Raw genomic sequence first — 219 nt, 5'->3', positions numbered from 1 at the left:
GTGGCCGCCCACGAGGCGGGCGGTGTCGCGGTCAGCGCGAAGCACTTCCCCGGGCACGGCGACACGGCATCCGACTCCCACCACGCGCTGCCGGTCGTCGACCTGCCGCTCGAGACGCTGCGCGAGCGCGAGCTCGTGCCGTTCCGCGCGGCCGTCGCCGCGGGGGCTCGCACGGTGATGTCGAGCCACATCCTGCTGCCGCAGCTCGACGCGGACGCC

At 75.8% G+C, this 219-nt stretch carries 1 protein-coding gene; it reads left to right on the top strand.

Annotation, left to right across the window (positions count from 1 at the left end; translation table 11 throughout):
* Window positions 1-219, top strand: a 219-nt coding sequence (locus FJ658_RS15185; RefSeq protein WP_305004402.1) for a glycoside hydrolase family 3 N-terminal domain-containing protein, incomplete at both ends; no start/stop codon positions are given.

Origin of the sequence: Schumannella sp. 10F1B-5-1, from assembly GCF_006517535.1 — a bacterium.
In the GTDB taxonomy this organism is placed as follows: Bacteria; Actinomycetota; Actinomycetes; order Actinomycetales; family Microbacteriaceae; genus Schumannella.
The sequence above is the reverse complement of the archived record's forward strand: the minus strand, read 5'-3'. Positions and strand labels throughout refer to the sequence as shown.